Annotated in this window: 11 protein-coding genes and 2 pseudogenes; 5 read left to right on the top strand and 8 right to left on the bottom strand. The window is 42.6% G+C overall.

Translation table 11 applies throughout. The annotated features are described in order from the left end of the window. Nucleotides 1-36 precede the first annotated feature (36 nt). Nucleotides 37-1,374: an efflux RND transporter periplasmic adaptor subunit gene (locus RMY16_RS26900; protein WP_322738927.1), complete on the top strand. Its 1,338-nt coding sequence runs from the start codon at nucleotides 37-39 to the stop codon at nucleotides 1,372-1,374. Continuing rightward, complete coding sequence (locus RMY16_RS26895; protein ID WP_322738926.1) at nucleotides 1,371-4,589, top strand: efflux RND transporter permease subunit; 3,219 nt, start codon at nucleotides 1,371-1,373, stop codon at nucleotides 4,587-4,589. The genes RMY16_RS26900 and RMY16_RS26895 overlap by 4 nt, the downstream gene beginning before the upstream one ends. A 578-nt stretch (nucleotides 4,590-5,167) precedes the next feature. Here RMY16_RS26895 and egtC read toward each other — a convergent pair. The 3 genes and pseudogenes from egtC to RMY16_RS33165 all read right to left on the bottom strand — a co-directional run. Beyond that, complete coding sequence (egtC, locus tag RMY16_RS26890) at nucleotides 5,168-5,980, bottom strand: ergothioneine biosynthesis protein EgtC (RefSeq protein WP_322738925.1); 813 nt, start codon at nucleotides 5,978-5,980, stop codon at nucleotides 5,168-5,170. A 196-nt stretch (nucleotides 5,981-6,176) separates the two neighbouring features. Then, a pseudogene (locus RMY16_RS33170) lies at nucleotides 6,177-6,284 on the bottom strand (protein kinase domain-containing protein); the annotation flags it as partial. Nucleotides 6,285-6,362: 78 nt separating this feature from the next. Further along, nucleotides 6,363-6,594 (bottom strand): annotated as a pseudogene (locus tag RMY16_RS33165) (hypothetical protein); the annotation flags it as partial. 497 nt (nucleotides 6,595-7,091) lie between these two features. Between RMY16_RS33165 and RMY16_RS26880 the strand changes: the two are divergent. Beyond that, the gene (locus tag RMY16_RS26880) at nucleotides 7,092-7,694 is read left to right on the top strand and encodes a hypothetical protein (protein WP_322738924.1); all 603 of its coding nucleotides are present in this window, start codon (nucleotides 7,092-7,094) and stop codon (nucleotides 7,692-7,694) included. A gap of 211 nt (nucleotides 7,695-7,905) precedes the next feature. On the opposite strand, the gene RMY16_RS26875 is transcribed toward RMY16_RS26880, so the two are convergent. Both RMY16_RS26875 and RMY16_RS26870 read right to left on the bottom strand, forming a co-directional pair. Next, nucleotides 7,906-9,237: a serpin family protein gene (locus RMY16_RS26875; RefSeq protein ID WP_322738923.1), complete on the bottom strand. Its 1,332-nt coding sequence runs from the start codon at nucleotides 9,235-9,237 to the stop codon at nucleotides 7,906-7,908. A gap of 399 nt (nucleotides 9,238-9,636) precedes the next feature. Further along, complete coding sequence (locus RMY16_RS26870) at nucleotides 9,637-11,232, bottom strand: S8 family serine peptidase (protein WP_322738922.1); 1,596 nt, start codon at nucleotides 11,230-11,232, stop codon at nucleotides 9,637-9,639. A 225-nt stretch (nucleotides 11,233-11,457) separates the two neighbouring features. Here RMY16_RS26870 and rpe point away from each other — a divergent pair, with 225 nt between their 5' ends. Next, nucleotides 11,458-12,165 carry a ribulose-phosphate 3-epimerase gene (gene rpe, locus RMY16_RS26865; protein WP_322668247.1) on the top strand — a complete coding sequence of 236 codons (708 nt, stop codon included), beginning with the start codon at nucleotides 11,458-11,460 and terminating at the stop codon, nucleotides 12,163-12,165. An 876-nt stretch (nucleotides 12,166-13,041) separates the two neighbouring features. Here rpe and RMY16_RS26860 read toward each other — a convergent pair. The 3 genes from RMY16_RS26860 to RMY16_RS26850 form a co-directional block, all read right to left on the bottom strand. Beyond that, nucleotides 13,042-13,512 carry a HetP family heterocyst commitment protein gene (locus RMY16_RS26860; RefSeq protein ID WP_322738935.1) on the bottom strand — a complete coding sequence of 157 codons (471 nt, stop codon included), beginning with the start codon at nucleotides 13,510-13,512 and terminating at the stop codon, nucleotides 13,042-13,044. 966 nt (nucleotides 13,513-14,478) lie between these two features. Next, nucleotides 14,479-14,841, bottom strand: coding sequence for a cysteine peptidase family C39 domain-containing protein (locus RMY16_RS26855; RefSeq protein ID WP_322738921.1), 363 nt, complete (start codon nucleotides 14,839-14,841; stop codon nucleotides 14,479-14,481). A 551-nt stretch (nucleotides 14,842-15,392) separates the two neighbouring features. Continuing rightward, a complete protein-coding gene (locus tag RMY16_RS26850) occupies nucleotides 15,393-17,822 on the bottom strand; it encodes a GH116 family glycosyl hydrolase (RefSeq protein ID WP_322738920.1) in 2,430 nt (809 codons plus the stop codon). Nucleotides 17,823-18,164: 342 nt separating this feature from the next. On the opposite strand from RMY16_RS26850, the gene RMY16_RS26845 reads away from it, so the two are divergent. Continuing rightward, nucleotides 18,165-19,642: hypothetical protein (locus RMY16_RS26845; protein ID WP_322738919.1), on the top strand; the 1,478-nt coding region annotated here is incomplete at its 3' end.

The raw sequence follows: 19,642 nt of genomic DNA, 5'->3' as shown, positions 1-19,642 counted from the left end.
CATACCAGGCATCTAATTAGAGGTGCTTCGTTCACTATGAAAACTTCCCAATCTCAGGGTTCATCACCAAAACCTTCAGTTGCACCTCGTCGCCTAAACCGAGTGCAACTTGGGCTGCTAGCACTCCTGCTACTAGTGGGTAGCGGTGTGGTTATTTGGCGGACAATCACTCCTGCCAGTGAACCTGCATCTTCTAAAATGGCTCAAGCACTGCCCCCAACGACCGTAGAAACCGTTGCCCTGAAACGAGGCGAAGGCGTTAGACGCATCCAGTTATTAGGGCAAGTTGAGGCAAGTAAAAGCGCCACACTCCGTACCCAAACAGCCGGCACGGTCGAACGGGTTTTGGTGGAGGTGGGCGATCGCGTCACACCAGGAATGACGATTGCCACGTTAGACAATGCAGATCAGCAGCTAGCATTGGCAGAAGCACGAGCAAGGCTGACGCAGGAGCGCAGCGAACTAGCGCGTCTTTCAGTAGGCACCCGACCGGAAATCATTAACCAGCGTCGAGCCGAACTCCGCTCTGTCCAAGCACGAGAACGAGAGGCACAGCAGAACCTCAAACGTTATCAAGAGTTAGTGGCAGCAGGGGCAATCAGTGAGAAGGCGCTATTAGAGGAAAGGGCTACGGTGGATGCAACCCAAGCAGAACGGTTGAAAGTAGAAGCCACACTGGCAGAAGCCACCGCCGGCCCTACCCGCGAAGAAATTGCGGCTCAACAAGCCAGCGTCGCTGCCGCCGCATCTTTGGTCAATCAGGCAGAACTTGCCTTGGCACGGACACAGGTCAAGGCTGCGATGATGGGAATTGTGCGATCGCGAGAGGTCAGCACAGGCGATTTGGTCGATATTCGCGATCCGGTGTTAACCCTGGTGAATAGCAACGAGTTAGATGTCTTTCTGGAATTGCCAGAGCAACTCAGCGGCAGCATCACCCCCGGTTTGCCTGTAGAATTGACTGCCCGTGCTATTCCTAACTGGCGCAGACGTGCCACAATTAGCGGCGTGGTTCCGGCTGCCAACGCCGCATCACGGCGGCAAATGGTACGAGTGCGATTGCAAAATCCACCCCAGAATTTGTTGCCCAAGATGGCGATCGCGGCAGAGCTACAGTTGCTCTTAGATCCATCTAGCTTTGTCGTTCCCCGCGATGCTTTGGTTCGGCGTGATGAAGATTGGCTGGTTTACACCGTTGCCAATGGCAAAGCAGCCCAAATACCCGTGAAACTAGTCGTTGACATGGGCGAAACAGTGGCAATTTCTAGCAGTCAGTTGCAAGTCGGGCAACCCGTTGTGGTGCGGGGTGGTGAAGCGCTGATGCATGGAGCGCCAGTGCAGATTGCGGAACAAAACACGAGGCAAGAATCATGAACTTCATTGAAACCTCTGTCCGTTGGCGGCATGGCACCTTTGTTTTATTTTGTCTGTTGACGATGTTTGGGTTGATTGCCCTGTTCAGGTTGCCTTTGGAACTGCAACCAGGAGGCGATCGCCCAGAAATTACAATTACCACTCCCTACATCGGTGCAGCCCCAGCAGAAGTAGAAGATTTGATCACTCGCCCAATTGAAGATGTATTGGAGGAAATCGAAGGCGTTCAAGAAATTACCAGCCAAAGTTTATCAGGGATTAGCACTATCACGATCAAGTTTGAGTGGGGAACAGATGTCGATGCCCGCCTGGTCAATCTGCTGAACAAATTACAGCAGCTAGAAGAACTACCAGAGGAAGCGGGCGAGTCTGATGTGCAGGTTGCTAGCGGCAACAATAACCCGATGATGTGGATCGTGCTGAAGCCAAAACCAGGCTATCAGACTGACTCTAACCGCTACCGCGACCTGATTGATGAAGTGATTGAACCCGCACTCAGGCGAGTGGAAGGGACGAGTCGGTTCTTTATTGTCGGCGGACAGGAGCGGGAAGTTGAGATATTAGTCGATCCGAAAGCCTTATCCGATCGCAATCTTACCCTCACCGATGTCACCGACACCCTAAGAACCAACAATCGTGATATTCGGGGCGGGCCCTTGGTGCTAGGAAAACGCGAATATCAGGTGCGGACGGTCAACCGAGCGCAAGAATTAAATCAACTCAAAACCTTTGTCCTGCGGCGCAACGACGCAGGAACAGTATATCTGGGGGATGTCGCTGAGGTGGAAATGGGGCGGAAGTTCCAAGACAGCGCCTTTCTGTTCAACGATGCTCCCTCTGCCGGAATTGGCATCATCCGTCGGGTAGGCGCGAATGTGCCGCAAGTCTCTAAGGGAGTCCGCGCCGCATTAGCGAATTTGGCAACGCAATTTGATCGCCAGGGAGAAGGAGTTGAGTTTGAGATTCTTTACGATGAAAGCACGTACATTGACCAGTCGGTGTCTAACGTCCGGGGTGATTTAATTACGGGTGGAGTGTTGGCGATCGCAGTATTGCTGCTGTTTTTGGGTTCACTCCGTACCGTTGTTGTTGTTGCCATTAGCATTCCGATTGCGATGATCGTGGTGTTCATCGTCAGTGCAGTGCTGGGGCGATCGCTCAACATCATCAGTTTGGCAGCGTTGGGATTTGCGGCGGGGATGGTGGTCGATAACGCGATCGTCGTCATTGAAAACATCTTTACCCACATGCAGCAGGGTAAAAGTCGCCTGCAAGCGGCGATTGATGGAACGCAAGAAGTCGGCGGGGCAATCTTGGCGGCAACATTGGCAAACGTGGCAGTATTTGCGCCCCTGGTGCTGGTGACGGGCGAAGTCGCACAGTTGTTTGTCGATATGGCAATTACAATTACGGCTGCTGCTGTATTATCAATGTTTGCATCATTGACGTTGCTACCAATGTTAGCGAGTTTGTTTCTCAACCCAGCAGAAGCACAGCAAACGTTCCAATTAGGAAACGCCAGCGATTCCCAACTACAAGCTAGTGGCAACTGGCTAGAGCGATCGATCATGCAGACTTCGTTCGGGTTTCGACGGCTGCAAAGCAAGTTAGAAAGCTTTTTATTGGCAACGGTTGGTTGGGCACTAGGCCCGCGTCGGCTCAAGCGCAGACTTGCATTGCTGTCTATTCCGATTGTTTTGCTAGCTTCCAGTATTGTCTTGCTGCCCCCAGCCGACTATTTACCAGAAGGCAACCTCAATTTTGTGTTTTGGTTGACCGAGACGTTTCCCGGAACCAGTGTCCCAGAGGCAGTTAAACTATCTGTGCCTGCCAGAGGATTTCTGAAAGAGCAATCTGAAATCGCCAACACATTTTTTATTAACTTTCCGCAGTTTCGCGGGATTGGCATTAGCCTCAAGCCAGAATCAGCGACGGGTAGCGGGCTAGCCCAGATAGTAGAACGCTTGACTGGTAAAAGCTTTGGTTATCCAGGCTACAAATTCATGTTTCCAATCCGGTTTCCCATCTTCAATGATCCGGGTAAATCCTTTGAAGTGCAGATCATTGGGCCAGACCTGAAACAACTTGGAGAGCTAGAGCAACAGTTGACTCAGCAAATCTCAGCCTTGCCGGGAGTTGCGAATGCTCGCTCTAACTCTATTAACGGCGCTCCCCAACTGCAAGTCATTCCCAACCGCGTCCGGCTTGCCGAAGTGGGTTTGTCAGAATCAGAGGTTGGGGCGATGGTCGAAGCAGCGCTGGGAGGACGCTTCGCCTCTGAGTTTGTGGATGGCAAAGAAGAACTGGATGTTACTGTACAGTTGCAAAATATCTTTGTCAAAACACCCGAACAGTTGCGCCAGTTGTCGTTGTACAGTTCTCAAATTCCTCAAGCGCAGCAAGTAGGGAATACTCAGCAATCAATGACTAGCTTTCAAGGAGGACAAGTTCAGCTTGCAGATGTGGCAACTGTTCGCGAAACAACTGGGCCCGGTGTGATTAATCATGTGGATTTAGAACGCTCTACTACTCTAACGGTGAGCTTGACTCCAGATGCACCATTAGGAGAACTTGTCAATCAAACTGAAAATCAAATTCTGGCACCATTACGAACCAAATTGCCGCCGACATTTCGCGTGGAACTGGCTGGATCTGCGGATCGCCTTTCAGAAACCGTCGGACAACTCGCCTCTGCTTTTGTATTTTCGGTGATAATCACCTATTTGCTACTGGTTGCCTTGTATCGTTCATTCCTCTATCCACTGGTGATTATGGCAACAGTACCAATGGGATTGACAGGAGCATTGCTAAGTCTGGTTGTTGCCAACTGGATTCCTGGCGTGATTGTGCCTTTGGATATGATTACCGGATTGGGGTTTTTGATTTTGACTGGAGTAGTGGTGAATAACGCCATCTTGATTGTGGAGCGAGTGCTACAGCTTCAGGAGGAGGGGCAAAAGTACGATGAATCGCTCTATAATGCGACACGCGATCGCCTCCGTCCCATTTTTATGTCAGCAGGTACGAGCGTCCTGGGCATGATTCCCTTGGCAATCTTTCCAGGACAGGGATCTGAACTGTATCAAGGTCTAGGAATTGCCTTAACTGGAGGTTTAGCGTTTTCCACAATCCTGACCCCGACTGTGGTTCCGGCATTGATGGCACTGTTGCATGATTTTTCACGCGATCGCAGTAGCCATACAGCCAGCCATTAGAGCTGATTCGTCAACAAATCTCTGATTCAAGGCATTCAGCTTTTACAAATTTCTTGAAAAACAGTATCACACGCTACTATTTTTTAGCGATGGCTGCGCCCGCCGAAGGCATCGCAAAAGTTTTCGGTCTACTGAAATTGGATTGAATCAGACAACAGGGGATTGCTCACCTTGAGGTCTTAGGAAATCATCTGTTTCCCTCTATACTGGTACTCGGCACAATTATAAGTAAGTATGCGATCGCTCTGGCTTGCGTGGGTATGGTGATGGACAGAGTACAAGGGAGCCCAATACTGCTCGCTTTGTGCATTTTCAACTCGGCATTGGGTTTGGGGAAAAGGTTAAAGGGTAAAGGGTAAAGGTTAAAGGTTTTTTCTTTCCCCTTCCCCCCGCCCCTTATCCCCAGAGGGGGCCCCACCTTCCCCTTTACCCCGACAAATGCCAAGAAGTCTAATGTATGTTGTCTCTCTGACTTGCCTCCAAGTGTTGCCTTTGGGCACAAGCAATAGCAATGCTTGTCTACCATCGCAGCAATTTTAAAGGGAAAAGCTCAATTTTAACAAAATCGCAATGCTTATCTAAACCCCAATAGGAACAAACCTCTCCAATAGGCTAATTGTTGGCTGTAATGACTGGGCTTCAACAAATAGCGCACTTTGCTCACCAAAAGCAGTCCAATTTTGGTTATTGGATAAAGGCTCAGAAGCAACAATAACTTGGTTTGGCTGCTTGAGTTCATCATAAGACCAATAAAGAGTAGGTGCTTGTGTGCGATAAGCATAGCGAATTGCTGCAACTGCTTGACCATCACTGACAATTACATTGGCACTAAAGCTGGTGTCGTGTTCTGATGCTAACTCAGTCAATTTTTGAAGTGTAGTATTTAATGCTGACAACAAAGTGCTGTTTGGAGACGACTGCCACATTTCCACTAGTAGGGCGAAGATGTGTTCAGAGTCTGTTGTGCCTTTAATCAGGCGGTATGTGGAATCAGACAGGCTCTCACGTATTGGTCTACAAAGAGTTTGTTGAAAGTTTGATATCTCGCCATTATGCACAAACAAAAGTTTTCCACTCCGAAATGGCTGACAATTGCTAATGTCGAGCGATTCACCTATTCCAGCTAATCTGACATAGCCTAAAGTACAACCGGATTGTACATAGTTGCTCAACTCTTCCAAATTCGGCTCGTTCCACAGCGGGATTGTATTTCGGTAAATGAAGGGTTTACCCACTTCGTCGTACCAGCCTACACCTACTCCATCTCCACAAACTACTCCTGATTTTAATTCCAAAGGACTGTAACTTTGTTTGTAGAGCGAATGCTCTTGTTTATACAGCAACTCATCTAAGAGGATGGCGTTACCAAGATAGCCAATTAATCTACACATAAAAAAACGATGTTGCTGAAAGAGTAAGAAAAATCAGTCACAAGCCCCGATAGAAATCGAACCTTTTAACCGGACATTTATTGCAAAGCATTACTAATTTAACAACTATTGTTTATCTTGTGTATGTTTGAACTGTGACTTTAGTCATGGTTTTGTTTATAATTGGTAATAAAGATACAATATTAAAGTCAACTCATTTAACTTCTTTGCTTTCGGGATTAATTAAAATATTAGCGGGTTTAATATCTTGATGAATAATCCGCTTTTGGTGGAGTATATCTAAGGTATTGCATAGTGCGATGTCTACGACGGGCTACGTTTACGCTATTTCTAAAAACTATTGTAAAAAGTCTAGATATGGCGTCCAAATCAAAAGCAAAATTATCTTTGATAGAAATACTTCCAAAGTCTTCCATTACCAACGCATAACCATTTTGATATACCTCCAGACTATAAGTTTGGATGATTCTGGGTGAGTTAATATTTTTGGTAATAGTGTACTAATTGCAAAATTGTATTAGTTCGCTGAAACCCAGATAAAGATTTTTCAACAGTTTGATTGCTACACCTAATGAGTCAGTTTCTCGATAACCTCAATAACCTCGATAAACCAGGGTTCTCGAACCATTAAACTTCTTGCAAAAGTCAGGGTAAAGGTGAAAGGGAAAAGCGTAAAGAAACTCAAAATCCTTTCCCTTTAACATGCACCCTTTTCCCTAAGAGTGTAAAAATATATTTTTGCAAGAGACTCCATGAACTGCGCTCACAAGGAACAATGAAAATGTCTTTTCCTCCTGCCTCCTGCCTCCTGCCTTCTGCCTTATTTTCAAGGCAGGTCTATTGTAAATTTCTTAAGTTACGTGGTATCTGTTAATACTAATCATGTTGTCGTTACTTACTCAAGCACTGTGGCATTTTTGCTCCTGAGCCGATGAATATTTTCTAGCTCTGCGATCATAGTCATTTATAATTATGATTTAAAGGATGCAATTGCTATGAAGTAGGTCTTGCTAAAAATATAGAACAGAAGCTAAAGTAATATTTATTCTTTACCTTTGTTTGAGCTTGACTTGTGAATTATCCGTTTGCATTAGAAGGATTTTAGAAAACTATGCCAATTAAAAATCACATTAATCTTAATCAAGGATGTTTCCTTAATCCTGCAAATAAACAGATAGTTGTAAATTTAGCCAGTGAAGATATTTTAAATTTAATTACGCAAGAATTAAAAAATCGTTACTCTCCAGAAACTCAAAAAAATCTATTTGAGGAGAGTTCAAAGTTATTACCTAATTTTGTATTTCAAGAATTATTACAACGCCAACAGCAGTTAGTAGATATTAACCCAGATAGTTTAATTGTTGTTAGCTGTCACATAGCAGAGGCAGAAGTCGATGATTTAGGATTTGATTTAAATGTCGAAGTATATTTTGTAGTTGGAGACACAAAAGGTCAAAACCATTTTCGGGCTAATCAAATAGTCCTTTGGTCGAATATATGGGGTGATGAAGAACAGCCTTTTGATTTAGAAGACGAACTAGGTGAACAATTCTGGACAAGTTATCAAATTCAGTTGCTTTTTGATGAAAAAGAGCAGCAAACAATTGAACTGGAACTATCACAAATAGATGATTATGCCGCGAGGTTAGAATTTTTCCCATCACTAAAAAGATTTTCACCATCCATAGTTCCTTTTACGGATAATGACTTCTAAAAATTTTTATCTGCATATACAGGAAATGTAAATTAATCATTTACACCAGAATTAAAGAGTCAAAATTCAGGAGTAAAACACCGTTTATATCTGAGTAACAGACTTAGCTTGTGTACCTTAGCAACTTGAAATATGCTGTATATTCACTGGGGATTTTCTTTTTTAGAAGTTCTCTTTGAAAAAGATGAAGTCTTCAATCCCTCTTGCCTTTTTATTGTGGTTCGATAATTGAACCCATAAACAAAATGTTTCCCGTTTGATTATCCCTAATGGCACAGAAGAAGGGACGATCGACAATCATTCGGAATGGTTCTGGTTCTTGTCTCAAAGATGTTGTTACTATTCCCACTGAAGTAGCAGCCGCCGCTTCGGTGCCTTCTTCGTTTACTTCGACAAAAGTTTTATGCTTAACTTGGCTAATGGCAAAATTTTTACCCATACCAGAAAAATTGGCTTTGTTGCTGAAAGCCTCCTTCATGCCTAAAGTTTTTAAAGCATCATTGAGTGTAATATCGTAATCTGTTTTAAAGCGGGGTAGGCGAATAAACCCTTTTTGGTTGTTGAACTGAGTCATCCATTTTTCCCAGTTCTCAACATTCAAGTTTTGATAAAACGCTTTGAGGTTAGAATTATTTTTGGGTAAGAAGATATAAAAACTTATCTTACCATCTTGCCCATAAGGTAAATTAACTGCCTGAAATTTTTCGCTTTCATAGTATTTATAATCACCTTTCTGTGACATCATTGGGTGTTGTTTTTGCCTACCAGATGTGATGTAAAAAGGGTATGAAGCAGTTTCTTTCTTGTCAAACTCGTTAGTCCAATTACCTTTAAAATATATGGCATTAATCAGAAATAATACCTGATCTGGTTCAATTTTTTCAACTATTTCAGTGATTTTGCCATTAGTATTTTCTTTTACCCAGTTATTGATAATACTAGATGCGGCGGCATCTTGAAAGTTTAAATTGCTGACTTTGGCTTGATAGAAGTCCTGGGTTCTCTTGAGAAAGTCTGGTGCAAAGCTAACATCTTGATTTGCCCAAAGCGAGTTAGCAATATTCAATTGCACTTTCGCATCTGAATTGTCTAAAAGCTGTTTTAATACCGCCGCATAAGAAGAGTTGATTTCTGGTAGATCCATCCCCTGTAATTCTAGGGTTTTTGCCATTGCTTGTTGAGTCGAACCGCTAGCGCCGTTGTAAGTCATAGCAAGAGCGATCGCAATACTTGAAGGTGAGATAAAAACATTTTTCTCACCCCGATCGTTTTTCAGAACTTCTGAAAATAGTTTGAAGCCAAACTTATTGCTAGACTCAACGATTTTTGTATCAGTTTTCGCTGTTTTTTTTTGCAATGGAGTTTCTGGTTGAGGTAAACTAGACTGAGCAAGGGCACTTTTATTACTATCGACCTGAGAACACCCTAATACACTGAATAGAACAACACTTGCAGCTGCCAGAGCATAACGTCTGCCTAGACTCACACCGTAACGTCTTTGCAGGAAATTTTCTTTCGCATCACTCAATTTATGGCGATTCATTCTGCTACCTCACTTGCCAAAGATTCCCGATTTGTGCTCAGAGTTGACGCAGATACTGTGTCAATGACTAACTATTGCATTTACTCCAATAGAAAAATGGGACTGTTACAGTTTTCGTAACAGCAAATTAGTAGCTCAGAGTAATTAAACACAACTTGTTGAGTTGCTAATTCCTTATTGAGACGGCTATACAGACGAGTTATAAAAAATTTTGATTTCTAAGAATTTTTATCTTTACGTATAAAAGTATTGTAAGCTACGTAATCATAAAATAACCACTTCTGTGAGGTTTTTATAGATCGAATAACGTTTCTCAGAGGCACGAATTCTCGTTCCCATGCTCGGTATGGGAACGAGAAAAACGCTGTAATTTTACACAGATATTTGTGCTACTCTATTTCAATTAATAGGTACACTCCACCAAGCTAAACTGTAGGGTTGAGTTGCTTCATTGAGCTTTTGACGAAACTGGACACGGATTTTGTAATTGCCAGTAGCAGTAACGGGGCAAAAAATATGTTCTACACTATCAATTTGGCTGATTGAGGAGCAAACAGCACCAGCATCAGAATTTTGAGCATCAGCTTTTACTAAGTAGAGGTCAAGATTATTCAAACCGCGATCGCGAAAACTTTCACCTAAGTCATATTGCTGGTTTTTATTTTTATCGTTGAGTTCTACCAATCGATCCCAACTCAGGGTTACAGCAACAAAACTTCCCTGTTTTAAGGGTTTTGCTAATATATAGTCAACAAATGCTCCAACATCAACTGTGCGATAATCCCAACCTCTAGCCGGCACCGCCGCCGACGCCTGCCATTGACCAGCACTAAATTGCTGATAAGCGCGAAATACATTTAAATGACCCGCTCCCATTTGGGCATCCAAGGGAATCTTTGGATCTTTATAAGCATCAGAATCTAGCCAGTTTTGATTTTGTTTATCAATTAGCGTCCGCGTCATTCCCAACTTTAAGCCATCGCCGCTATCTAAAAGTTTATCTGCTGAATTTAGCAATACAGCTTTCATCACTTGATGACGCCGAGAATCAATGCTCCAGTGGGGTTGTTTTGTCCGCATCTGTCGGTTGGCAAATTCCTGCAACAGAGCAACAGTAGCTGTAACTTGAGGTGTTGCAAAACTTGTACCTGTAACCTTGTTCAATTTGCCATCTGGATTGAGCAAAGGAATATTATTACCAGGAGCAACTAAACTGATAGCGCGACGCCCATCAAGGTCAAATTCTTTTCCAGCTAGTCTTTCATTCACCCCTTGGTTAACACCTGCCAGATTAGCCACGTCTACTTTGTTAAAAACTCCCCCTCGGCGGGATGAAAAAGCCACGTTTATTCCGTTAAAATTATCTGTAGGAATAGGAATGCCGCCTTTTCCCTGGTTGCCAGCGATCGCATACAAAACATCATGAACGCGACTAGACCAGTCAACACATAAAGTTAGCAAAGCATTGCCGTCTAAAGTAGCTTCCGGGCGAGGATCGCGGCTCAGAGGTTCCCCAAAGCTAAAGTTAATCGCACGGACATCGCCACTATTTTGGAGCGCTATGTGCTGTGCCGATAAGCACTCCTCTGGCTGACCCATGTTTTTAGTCGAACCCACTGCTGATGAATACAATCGCGCTCCCGGCGCAACTCCTGGCAAGGCTTTGTCTTGACTCACCATCACACCGGCAACATTGTAGGCATGGGGGTCAACACCAGTATTAGACTTAGCTGGGCCATTGCGTAAAAAAACCGCTGCTAAAGATATGGCACGATTTTTAGACACCGCCTTATCCCATCCAAACATTCCCGGCCGGCCAATTTCAACTTGACCAATAGCAATCTTACGACCGATTAAATTATAAGGAGATTTGTGTAGCTTCAGAGCATCAATGCCATTAGTTCCTAGTGCAGATTCTAAAGCTGAAGCAATTACTGGCGCACTCAGACAAGAAGCAGTTAATCCCCAAAATATCCAGGTTAGTTTTTTAGTCATTAGTTATTAGTCATTAGTCATTTGTCATTTGTCATTTGTCATTTGTCATTGGGTATGGTGAAGAGGACAACAAGATCAGGGGATCTAACTTTTGTCCCCTTGTCTTCCCTGCTCCCCTGCTCCCCTGCTTCCCCACTCCCCAAAAAACCGGGATCGAAATTATGAGTCTTGTTCAATGTTTTGTTACAATGCGTACAGACGAGGACGCTTAAAAACCCACTAGCCATGACCCAAAACCTATCTCAAAAGCCCATTGTAATTTCTCCATCTATCCTATCAGCCGATTTTAGTCGCTTGGGTGACGAAATTCGTGCCGTAGATGCAGCTGGAGCGGATTGGATTCATGTTGATGTCATGGACGGTCGTTTTGTACCTAATATTACGATAGGCCCTCTGATTGTGGAGGCGATTCGTCCGATTACAACCAAGCCACTGGATGTCCATTTGATGATTGTGGAGCCAGAAAAGTACGTAGAGGGATTTGCTAAGGCTGGCGCTGATATTATCTCCGTACACTGCGAGCATAATGCTTCCCCACACTTGCACCGCACCTTGGGGCAAATAAAAGAGCTTGGTAAGAAAGCTGGTGTTGTACTTAATCCTGGTACCCCTCTAGAACTAATTGAATATGTTCTAGATTTGTGCGATTTAGTACTAATTATGAGCGTCAACCCTGGTTTTGGTGGTCAAAGCTTTATCCCTGGTGTATTACCCAAAATCCGCGAACTGCGCCAAATGTGTGATGAACGTGGTCTTGACCCTTGGATTGAAGTGGATGGGGGATTGAAGGCAAATAATACCTGGCAAGTTTTGGAAGCGGGAGCCAATGCGATCGTCGCCGGTTCAGCTGTGTTTAACGCAAAAGATTATGCTGAGGCTATTACAGCAATTCGCAACAGCAAGAGTCCTACTCCAGAATTAGCTAAGGTTTAATTCCTTTTTGAATTAATCATCAATCATTAAACATGGAAGTGAAAAAGAACGTAGAGACGTAACAGCGCTACGTCTTTACAAGGTTCTAGATTAATTTCACCAGATATCTAGTATTCACAAAAAATAAGGTAGGCAATTTGCCTACCTTATTTATTTTTATATATAGATAAAAAACTGGAAGCTATTCAAGTTTTAAACTTCCAGTCGTTGCTATATAAATTGAAAGTTTAGAAACCAAAGATAATCCAGGTTGGGAGGACTAGGATTACAATAGTCGAAAGAGAAGCGTATGAGCTACTAGTTCTACCAGCCAAAGACAACAATTTCACCGTAACTTTTCTATTTCTGTTCCTGGAATTGATGTTAAGCGTTTGCTTTATTAACTAAAGCAACACCAACCACAGGATAGAAAGTTTTATCAGCATTACTCGCACCGTCTGCAGTCAGTGAAAGCTGTGTAAAATTTGGATTGGGGGAATCCACCTCGCCAAATTCTCTTTGCTTAGACTTCCTCAGAAAAAGAACCACCACTAGCAACGGTTAGATTATTGGTCTTGGTTTAGGAGTTATTTACTCCATGAAATGCTGATTACTTTTGTAATCAGTTTGATTTATTTCATAGTCAGAACTAATCGTTGATTTTATTTTTTAAATTAACTTGCTTGCCAAATCACCTCTATTTTAGTTTAAATTTAGTTGTTATTAGTTTACCAATATCATTAGTATATATTTGCCATTTTGGCAGATTTCTACAAAAAATTATCAAATTAATTACTGCTATAGAAAACCTGTCATGCTATCAATTTTAAATTAGCATAACAGGCTTTCAGATAATCAATCAACTTTAGCGCAGAATCTATTGATTCCAAATACTTTTTAATTGAATCCACAGGATTTCAAGGAAATGTCTTGAACATTTTCTGCTTTTAATGGCGATTTGCTTGATTGATGTTCGCTAATTTGCTGTGTCAATCTCTGGTCTAAACTACCAGCACGCATTTCTGCTTTTTGCTTCCTAACTACTTCTAGATAAGCTACGTCTTTAATTTTGCTTAAGCAGCTTGATGAAACATTATTATCAGACTGGGAATTATGAGTATGTTTTAGCATTTTTAGATTTTCACTTTGCTGTTGTTTTGTCCTATCCCCTTGAGAGTTCTCTTTGAGCAATCGATTGTAGGTGCGATATGGAATGTAATGCAGAGGATTATAACCACCAAATCGCAACATTAAAACACATGCCCAGGAATACTTTCCAGCAAGAATTGCTTCAACTACTTTGTCAAATTGTTGAGCTTTCACTGTCTTATCTAAGTTACTACTAATACCAGCAACGTCTTGATTCATCATAGTGGTTAGTTATTTTTGGTGAAGTAAACTATTTTCTTCTCTGCGATTGTTGATGTTTCAATTGAGGTGTACAGACTACACTAGCCTTTTTGCAAATCTTGAATTGCTTGTGGCAAATTATCAGCAGCGGAGCGGTGTCTAATGTTTACAAGGGATAAAAATCCATAAGTAAATAAACTTTATTGGTTCACACGCTTATATTTCTTACTACTGTTGTATTAGGCAATTTCCGGGAAGTTTGCATATTTTTTTAGACTAAGAGAGAAAATCTATTTATCTTTGAGCGTTAGCAACACCATTCGTATTTATACTATTTTTTGTGGTTGATGTCATCTACTAATTTAGTATATTTATAGGTAAAACTTACTGAATATATTCCTATACTTACTTGTGTATTGTGCAGCTTTTAGTTTTGTCCTCTTTTGCTAATTCTTCAGGGGGTCTTACCCCTCACCCAATCTTATTTTAAAACCTTTATTATTGTCGAGTAACTAAAAAACAATACCATTAAATAGAATGTAAAACAACTTGTAAAAATATTAGCCGATAGAGAATAAAACCTTACGTGGCAATATGATTGAACTTATTTTTCAATAAGTTTGATTAGACAAGGATACTTATTAGACTTGTCTTTATTGGCTTGCAATGACTACAGCTTTAGCGGATCTAAATATAATCGCTGTCAACTGATCGCGAAGATTTCATAACGAGCAGCCAGTCATTAGAAAATAGACCAGTTGTAAAATAAAATTCCTGTTTGGGGATAACATAAGTAGATAGTTATAACAAGCCTTGATTGAGTCAATCAAAAGATCCCCAAATCGATAAATTTACTCGAAAATTGTCGCAGGCTAAGTCTGTACAATATTAAAGAATTTAAGAATAGATATAAAGCTAATTAACACAGAATATTGTTAAGTTGATTCAGCAAAAAATTCTATATGATATGAATATTTAACAGATTTATAAAATTGAGATTACAAATGTAGTGGCAATTGGGCTAAATGGTGGCACAAGATCAAAAATCAATATGCGATCGCCTTTATCTCTCCAGACAACTACACAATGAATTACTTGACAATGAGCTATCCACGGGTTATAGTATGAGTCCACCTTGCTAAGACTCCCCCCAACTGATAACGCTTCATATCCTAAAGTTTGGGCTGTTTCTGTTAAAGGCTGGTGAAATTCACTTGTAGGACTTGCTGGCGTTGAGTTACGCAAACTGTAGAGGTTTAAGCGTATTTTCAAGTATTGGCTAATCATTGCCAAAGACCCAGCACCACAATCTGAATTAACTTTGCTGTTGAGTAAACGAATAGGCACGTCATAACCTAGCTTTTGATTGTGAACGTAGTCTGGGAACTATTAGCAATATTTATGGCTAAAGCTAGTAATATTTGCATTTTTTGAAACAGTAGTCTTAAATTCTCAATGCTTCAACTCTTACCATTACTGAAATTTTCCTTCGCTTCCGGAAACACTCGGAAAATAAAATCACAGATATAAAGTCTGCTTTCTCAGATGAAGACAGGCTAGATTTGCTAGGGACGCACATCTGTGGTAGGTGTAAACTTAAGGTAGAAGTTAGGTAAGAGTAAGGGTTCTATGCCCTCATCCCATAACCCCTTCTCCCAACATTGGGAGAAAGGGAACTAGAGAATTTGCTCCTCTGGCAATGTTGGGAGAGGGGCTGGGTAAACTCATACAATCAGAAGATTTCAGCTTACAGCAGTTTTCATGTATTTGAACCACACGGTAGAGGCGCAAGGTCTTGCGCCCCTACCGTGTGGTCTATTTATCTGAAAATAGGTGTAAGTTGACACCCATGGCATCTACGTGTGTTGCGTCAAAACGAGAACTGCTTTGATAGTCAATTAATTAATAACTAAGTAAATTCCCCAAATCGCCATTGGCCGCAGGTAAGTGCTAGCGCGAAAAGTACCAGTTGCGGTGATAGCTTCTGGCGTGCGAAATTGCAGACCATTTTCATAAATTTGCTGCACCACAGCTTGCGTCAACCTCAACGCTTCATCCTTCATTCCCATCTGCACGAGAAAAGCCGCTAGCCCAAAGTTTATCCCCGTCCAAACTTCTAAGGGATGAGTAGCTTTGGGATTTTCTGGTGAACCATCACGACGAACACCATTAGCAGCACCAAACTCACCATTACAGAATTTCAAAAAGCAAGCATCATAAACAGTTTTCAGGGCAGAGAGGGCGCGATCGCTCGGTACAATATCAGGTAAGTCCAGCAGACGAGCATAAAACTGTCCGCACAATTGATCTGCCATTACCACATCGGAACCACTTTTACTATCAAGTCGGTAATATTCCCCATTCCAAAGTTTTTCTTGGTAAATAGGAAGAGATTGTTGTAACCAAGTTTCATAAGTGGATTTTTGCGCTGCCAACTCTGTTGTGTTACCTGTCTGGTAAGTTAATAAAATATCGCTGATTGCGATCGCAGCTTCTAACGCCGCCAACCACAACCCACCACAATAGGCGCTAACACCTTGTAATCGCCAATCATCAAAAGTTTGGTCGGGTGCGCCAGAATTTTCCGGAATCCCATCGCCGTCGAGGTCAAAAGTTTTCAGGTAGTCGAGGGTTTGAACGATCGCATTCCAGCAATCTGCCAAGAATTCCACATCGTCAGCACCCGTGAGTAAAAAATCACGGTATACTTGCAAGACAAAATCACTACCTAAATCTTTCCATAAATTACAGTCTTGATAGCTGGTGTAGTTAGTTTTTTCCCAAACGTGTTCGTTGGGTGCGCCTAAATCGTGGGGTGTTGCACCTGCAACTTTGCGAACTGCAATCGGGCTTTCGGCCTTGATTGTCATGTAATAGCCAATTATTCGGGGAGTATCATCACTTTGAGGAATCGCCCGTGCAAATGCCCGAATCACCGACTTTTCTAATTCTGGAAACAGCATCAGCAGCGCAAAAGAGCCATACAACCGTACATCTAGACTTTCATACCAACGGTAATCTAAGCACTCCAGCACCGCAAACTGACCGATGGGGTCAAGTTCTGATGCAGCACTCCAGAGAGTACCGCCGCTAGTAAGGTCGTAAAGCTCATTAAATAGAGCCATTTTAAACCAGTTGGGTAAATCTTCCCGGTCGAGAATGGGTTTTTGCCAACTTTGAATTTGCAATCGCCAGGTTTGGTATTCTTGTAATGCAGTGGATGCGATCGCCCAAGCGTTGTTGCCATTTTTACCAAAAAAATCTGTATATCTGCGGTAATAGTTGACTCCAGCCGCAAATTCTGTTATTGGCAAATCCCAAGCGACAACAAAGGGAATTTCCAGAGTTTCGCCTGGTTGGAGAGTGAAACGGATTGCGATGCCTGCGGCCGGCGTAGCGATCGCAGCCCCGATTTGTGTATTCTCTGTTGCTGGAGTAGTATCAACATAATTGGGCAAAGAGCCATTTTGGGCAAAGCTTTGCCATACCTCATCACCCGTACCTTCAGGATTCCAGCGGCTATGATGAAATACTTCCACCTGTGGATGTTTCAGCGTCGCAATACACCAAGTTCCGTCGCCTTCTTGCAAAGGTTCATGACTACCAACCCGACCTAAAACACAGCCAAACTGTTGTGTATTTTCAACTATCTGATTGTAGTTTCCTTGACTTTCGCCCCAGCGCGGTTGATATTCGTAAACCGGACTACCATCATCACGCACCCGCACTTCGGGAGATTTGAGAGCATTTGTAAACCAGCCCACCATATTTTGCCAAGTGAGCATAATGCTGAGAGTAATCGGTGTATCTGTCGGGTTGTGGGCATTCCAGAGGAATGTTGCCACAGGGTAGCTAGTTTCTTGGTAATTACCTGCCCAGACTGGGGAAAATTGCTCACAAGTCAACTGTGCTTGAAATACATTTTCATATACAAACCAGCTACGTGGATATAGCGCGTGATAATTGCCCGTCCCCTCTGTGTTGGGAGTTGTCGGATACCATTGCCACCCTTTGAGAGTACCATCATCGGGCGCTTGGCTAGATAAAGCGTAGGCTTGGGAAGATGTGCTATTGGATTCAAACACACTAAATTGACAAGCCGGAACGTTTTTGAAGGTATGCTCACCGCCGTCGATGTGCCACAGGTTAAAGTCTCCCCGTGAAGAACGACCGATGCAACCTGCACCAAAGCCGCCTAAAGGCATACCATGCCAAGGACCATCATCAATATTACTTGCATAGCGGACGGTATAAGGTTTATCCCAGCCTAAGCCGATGGGACGGCTCCAAGTGCAAGAGGGAATTTCTGGAGAGAGTTGATTTGTCATCGCCTAATGTTACAGCGTGCAGTTACGTCAATGAAGACTAGCGCGATGTGAGATTTTTCTCAAGGTAATAGCACGGTAATGCCCATTGGTGTCAACTTAATCTGAAATTTTCTAACTGATCGTAGCCCGCCCTTAGACATTGCTGCCGTAATTACTACTGAACTACAAGGTATAGAGCTTATCCCAGTCACTAAGACTTTAATATTGTGCTTCTACCGGGTGTTACTCAACTGCTACTTGAACTTTAAATCTAGAGTTTTTAACTCTAGTGGGTAAATAACTCGTTAATTTGGGTATTTTAAAGCACAGAGGTAATTTTCTCAATAGTTTTAACAAAATAAGATGACACAATACGCCCTTGTGGTTGAAATTGCTCAGAATGACAACAGTTTTAGCAGCCTGACTAAACCTATTGATGATGCAGAGGCTGTGGTTAACACAGAAAAATTTTTGCTGGTGGTAGATGAGTTTGAGAAAGTATTTACAGTTTGTATAGATAAGGAAGAACGGCAGAGATTTATTGAACTACTGACTGGAGTAGTAGAAATTCATGATTCGCGGTTAGCAGTTGTAATTACTATACGAGGTGATTTTCTTCAATCCTGTTTAGATAATCCTTCTCTGACTCACCTCATTCAAACCCCAGTAGTTGTTATACCGCCTTTAACTGGTGTTGATTTCAAGGAGACAATCGCCAAACCTGCCCAGCTTCAGGTTCACAGTGTTGAAGAAGCAGGAGCATTAAAAATTCTCCAAAATCTTCAACAAGAACCAAGGAGTTTGCCATTGTTAGAGTTTGCCTTAACTAAACTCTGGGAGAAACGCGAGCAAAAGAAACATCAACTTACCCAAGAAGAGTATGAGAAGTTAGGAGGATTAACTGCGGTGTTAAATCTCCATGCAGAAAATGTTTATCACTATCAAGATTATGAGAAAGAATCCCCAACTCAAGAACGCAGTCAACAAGAAAAAGAATGGATTAAGCAGATTTTTCTGCGGTTAGTGCGAACCGGAGAGGGAGAAAAGGATACCCGACAGCGCCAACCAAAAGCTACATTATTAAATATTGCAAGTGATGATGCCAATCAACAGCAACAACTTAGTGAGTTATTAGATGGTGAAGCGGGATTGATTAAGGGACGCTTATTAGTTTCTGAGAAAGATGAAAAAGGAGAAGTCTGGATTGATTTAGCCCATGAAGCTTTAATTGAAAGTTGGCAGCAGTTTGCCCAGTGGCGACAACAAGACCGAAACTTGCGACCGTTGAGCGAGACATTAGAAAATACGCGACGGGAATGGTTGAACGAAAGGTCGGATGACAAATATTTAATGCAAAAGGAATTGCTGGCCCAAGTGAGAGATAGCTGGCAACAATTGCAGCCCGATTTGCAATCACCCCAACAAGATGAAGATTTTTACCAGCGCAGTGATGCTGACGACAAAGACCGGATTGCCGAAATGGAAAGGGCGCTTACTGAATCCCAGTTACGAGAAAAAGCGGCTAGAGTAGACGATTTATTGCCCTTACAACCTCTAGATAGTCTAGTTTTGGCAATTCAAGCTATGGGGGAGAATCAAGAGAAACTACCCCAGCAGATTCTTGCATCAATTCAGAACAGTTTGAATCGGGTGGTGAATAAAGCAAGAGTCTCGATTCCCTTCTGTGGTCATGAAGGTAATGTCTCTTCTGTCGCCATCAGTAGCGATGGGCAGACGATTGTCAGTGGCGGTGCTGACGGCACTGTGCGGTTGTGGAATTACCAAGGTCTTGCCTTAGCTGAACCTTTGTATGGTCATCAGGGTTATGTTAATTCTGTCGC

Origin of the sequence: Nostoc sp. DedQUE12b (assembly GCF_034530835.1) — a bacterium.
Lineage (GTDB): Bacteria > Cyanobacteriota > Cyanobacteriia > Cyanobacteriales > Nostocaceae > Nostoc.
This window is presented reverse-complemented; position numbering and strand designations above follow the sequence as displayed.